Raw genomic sequence first — 4,156 nt, 5'->3', positions numbered from 1 at the left:
GTCCACACCATCTTCGTTGCCGCGATCTATGACGGTGTCGCCCGCGCCGCGCGCGACTGGCTGATCTCGTTCCTGAAGCAACGCGTTCCCGCCAGTCTCGGCGCGCCGCTTGCGACCTTAGCCCGCGCGCAGGAGATCCTCGGCGCCATCGAGGCTCGGCTCGCGGTCAATGCGCGGCTGATCGCCTGCTTTGCCGGCGACTTCGACGACGGTGTCGAGCTTTCGGCGGCCGAGTCCAACGTGATCAAGCTCACCGTCACCAACAATGCGGTGGCCGCCGTCGAGGACGCGCTGTCGCTCACCGGCAATCACGGCCTCTCCCGCGCCAATCCGCTGGAGCGGCACTATCGCGACGTGCTGTGCGGTCGGGTGCACACGCCGCAGGACGATTCCACGCGCATCGGCCTCGGCCGCGCCGCATTGGGCCTCTAGCCTTTCCGCAAAACAATCAGGGAGACGATCATGTCGATCGAGTTCATCGGCTTCATCGCTAACAGCAACGCTTCCGAGACCATCGTGCGCGAGGGTCCGGTGCTCGATCCGGCCTATATCGAGACAGTGGCGAAGGCGCACGAGCTTGCCGGTTTCGATCGTGCGCTGCTGGCGTTCCATTCGACGACGCCGGATGCGTTGCAGGTCGCCCAGCATGTCCTAACCATCACCAAATCGCTCAAGGTCATGATCGCGCAGCGTCCAGGCTTCACCGCCCCGACGCTGCTGGCGCGCCAGCTCGCGACGCTTGACCAATTCTATGGTGGCCGCGTCTCGCTGCACGTCATCACCGGTGGCAATGCGGCCGAGCTCAGGCAGGACGGCAACACGCTCGACGACAAGGACGAGCGTTACGCTCGCACTGGCGAATTCCTCGATGTGGTGCGGCTGGAATGGACCAGCGAGAAGCCGTTCAACTACAGCGGCAAGTACTACAACGTCGAGAACGGCTTTTCGCAGGTGAAGCCGCTGCAGAAGGGTGGCATCTACACCTTCGTCGGCGGCGGCTCCGACGCCGCGATCGATGTCGCCGGCAAGCATGCCGACACTTTTGCGCTGTGGGGTGAGTCCTATGCGCAGGTGCGCGACGTCACCTCCCGCGTTCACAACGCCGCCGTCAGGCACGGGCGGCCGACGCCGCGCTTCAGCCTCTCGGTGCGGCCGATCATTGCGCCCACCGAAAAGCAGGCCTGGGAAAAGGCGGAGGAGATCCTGGCACGGGCCACCGCGCTTCAGGACAAGACCGGCTACCGCAAGCCGGCCGACGGCCATGCCACGGCCGGCGCGCGGCGCCTGCTCGCGCTCGCCGACCAGGGCAGCCGGATCGACAAGCGGCTCTGGACCGAGATCGCAAAGCTCACCGGCGCCAACAGCAACACCACGGCACTGGTCGGCACCCCCGAGCAGGTCGCCGAGGTCTTCGGCGACTACTACGACCTCGGCGTCAGCCACTTCCTGATCCGCGGCTTCGATCCGCTTCCCGATGCCATCGAATACGGCCGCGAGCTGATCCCGCTGACGCGCCAACTCGTCGCCAAGCGCCGGGCCGTTCGCGGCGAGGCCGCGGAATGATCCGTCTCATGCTGGCCGGCGCGCTGCTGTTCGGTTCGTTGGAACTGGCGGCGGCGCAGACCACGCTCCGCGTCGGAGACCAGAAGGGCAATGCGCAGGCCGTGATGGAAGCGGCAGGCGTGCTCAAGGACGTCCCCTACAAGATCGAGTGGAAGGAGTTTCCGGCGGCCGCACCGCTGCTCGAGGCGCTCAGCGCCGGTGCGATCGAGACCGGGCTCGTTGGCGATGCGCCCTTCACCTTCGCCGCCGCCTCCGGTGCACCGGTGAAGGCGATCGCCGCGATCCGGCAGACGCGCGAGGGGCTCGCCATCCTCGTGCCCGAGACCTCACCGATCAAGAGTTTCGCCGACCTGCGCGGCAAGAAGATCGCGACCGGCCGCGGCTCGATCGGCCATCAGTTGATCCTCGCCGCGCTGGAAAAGAACGGCTGGGCTGCGTCCGACGTGCAGATCGCGTTCCTGGCGCCATCGGATGCCAAGATCGCCTACACGCAAGGCTCGGTCGATGCGTGGTCGACCTGGGAGCCCTATGTCAGCCAGGAGGAGGTGCTGTTCAAATCGCGCCACATCATCACCTCGGAAGGGCTGACGCCGGGCCTGAGCTTCCAGGTGGCGCGGCCTGACGCCATCCGCGACAAGCGCGCCGAGTTGACCGACTTCATCCGCCGCCTGACCGCCGCGCGGGCCTGGTCGCTGAACAACGTCGACAGCTATGCCGCGACCTGGGGCAGGCTGATGAACATCCCGACCGCCGTGCCGCTGAACTGGCTGTCGCGCGCAAAGATCCGCATCGCGCCGATCGATGACGGCGTGGTCGTGGACGAGCAGGGCACGATCGACCTCTATTTCCGCTGGGGCCTGATCAAGCAGAAGCTCGATGCGGCCGAGATCGTCGACCGCTCCTTTGCGGACGCGATCGCCAAGGCGGGGCTGTAGGCAGCGTTCGTGTCCCGGACGCGCTGCATCGTGAAACGCTGCACCGGCGTCATTCCGGGGCGCGACGAAGTCGCGAGCCCGGAATCCATTGATCTACAAAGTTTGCGGCCCGATGGATTCCGGGCTCGCCCTGCGGGCGCCCCGGAATGACGGCGGCGGGGCGCGAGGGCTGACGAACCCTTCAAGCATCCGTGAAGCGAGAAGAACGTAGCCAGAGCGACCGCCGTTCTCGACAGATTCGTTCTGCGTTCCCTCCGCTCAACAACACCCCCATTGCTATTTGCATCACCTCCCTTGCAGCCGCACGCACCCCGCCAAAAATCAATCCGACGACCACATCGGGAGACCGGCCATGGGCCTGCAAGAAACAAAAATCGAATCGCTTCCCTTCGTCACCGCCGAACTCAACTACCTTGCGCCGACACCGGGCAAACCGCGCACCTACGCGTTCGATCCGCCGCCGGGCGAGCCGAAGAGCACGTCGCTGCCGGAGCCGCATCAGGTGCCGATCTTCGACGCGCGGCTGATCGCGAGCAATATCTCGCTCGATCGCGAAGGCTTTGCGCTGGTGCGCCATCCAACCCAGGTGAAGGACTTCTACGACGACGCGGAGCTGAGGGCGGTCTACTATCCCGCCGTCGAGGCCTTCTTGCGGGCGACGCTGAAGGCCGATCGCGTTTTCATTTTCGACCATACCGTGCGCAAGCGCGTCGCAGGCGCTGCCGATATTCGCGATGGTGGCCCGCGCCAGCCGGCGACGCGCGTCCATGTCGACCAGACCGCCGTCTCCGGCGCCAACCGCGTGCGCGAGCATCTGCCTGACGAGGCCGACGAGCTGCTGAAGGGGCGCGTGCAGGTGATCAATCTGTGGCGGCCGATCCGCGGTCCCTTGCGCGACTCGCCGCTCGCGATGGCCGACGGCACCACGGTCGCGCCGGAGGATCTCATCGCCTCCGACCTGATCTATCCCAACCGCCGCGGCGAGACCTATTCGGTGAAATACAATCCGAACCATCGCTGGTTTTATTTCCCGGAGATGACGCCGGACGAGGCGTTGCTGCTCAAGTGCTACGACTCGGCGACCGACGGCCGCACCCGCTTCGGGCCCCACACCGCCTTCGTCGATCCGACCACGCCCGCCGATGCGCCGCCGCGTGAGAGCATCGAGCTGCGCACGTTGGTGTTCCACAAACAGTAACAATGTGTGATCGCACTGCCGGGGTGACCCGGCAGTGTTCCTGGAACTTCGGGGAACAAGGCGACGTTTGCAGCACGGGCAGGGCCAACCGGGGAGCGGTGCCGTGCGAGCGTTGACCACTTTATTATTTTGCCTTGCCACATTTTCTCTGGCGCATGCCGAAAGCGGACTTGCCTCATATTACGGGTACGGAAAAGGCAAAGGTTCCGAGCTGACCTGTGCCCACCGCACGCGCCCATTTGGCACCGTGCTGAGGGTGTCCTACGGCAGCCGCTCGATCCAGTGCCGCGTCAATGATCGCGGCCCCTTCATCCGCGGCCGTATCGTCGATCTCTCGGTGCCCGCAGCCCGCGCGCTCGGCATGATGAGCGCCGGCGTGGTGCGCGTCTCGGTGGAATAGGCCTCCTAGCGCGCTATAGTGCCGCCCAAGCATGGGTGAGGGGGCGCTATGGCCAGGATC

At 65.7% G+C, this 4,156-nt stretch carries 5 protein-coding genes; all 5 read left to right on the top strand.

Going from position 1 to position 4,156, the window contains the following annotated elements; genetic code table 11:
* On the top strand, positions 1-432 hold a 432-nt coding region (locus AC1D00_RS30055; protein WP_477013164.1), incomplete at its 5' end, for an acyl-CoA dehydrogenase family protein.
* Between the two features lie 30 nt (positions 433-462).
* Positions 463-1,563 (top strand): LLM class flavin-dependent oxidoreductase, encoded by a 1,101-nt coding sequence (locus AC1D00_RS30050; RefSeq protein WP_477013163.1) that lies wholly within the window; start codon positions 463-465, stop codon positions 1,561-1,563.
* A complete protein-coding gene (locus AC1D00_RS30045; RefSeq protein ID WP_477013162.1) occupies positions 1,560-2,498 on the top strand; it encodes an ABC transporter substrate-binding protein in 939 nt (312 codons plus the stop codon). Before AC1D00_RS30050 ends, AC1D00_RS30045 begins: the two co-directional genes overlap by 4 nt.
* 352 nt (positions 2,499-2,850) lie before the next feature.
* Positions 2,851-3,696 carry a CmcJ/NvfI family oxidoreductase gene (locus AC1D00_RS30040; RefSeq protein WP_135176949.1) on the top strand — a complete coding sequence of 282 codons (846 nt, stop codon included), beginning with the start codon at positions 2,851-2,853 and terminating at the stop codon, positions 3,694-3,696.
* Positions 3,697-3,799: 103 nt separating this feature from the next.
* Positions 3,800-4,096, top strand: a complete 297-nt coding sequence (locus tag AC1D00_RS30035) for a septal ring lytic transglycosylase RlpA family protein (RefSeq protein WP_027547860.1) — start codon at positions 3,800-3,802, stop codon at positions 4,094-4,096.
* Positions 4,097-4,156 lie beyond the last annotated feature (60 nt).

Source organism: Bradyrhizobium sp. P2_E8, assembly GCF_056403875.1.
This window is presented reverse-complemented; position numbering and strand designations above follow the sequence as displayed.

Excerpts from the sequence above, each read along its gene's own strand:
- AC1D00_RS30050 (WP_477013163.1), top strand. The coding sequence starts at position 463 with ATGTCGATCGAGTTCATCGGCTTCATCGCTAACAGCAACGCTTCCGAG.
- AC1D00_RS30045 (WP_477013162.1), top strand. The coding sequence starts at position 1,560 with ATGATCCGTCTCATGCTGGCCGGCGCGCTGCTGTTCGGTTCGTTGGAA.
- AC1D00_RS30040 (WP_135176949.1), top strand. The coding sequence starts at position 2,851 with ATGGGCCTGCAAGAAACAAAAATCGAATCGCTTCCCTTCGTCACCGCC.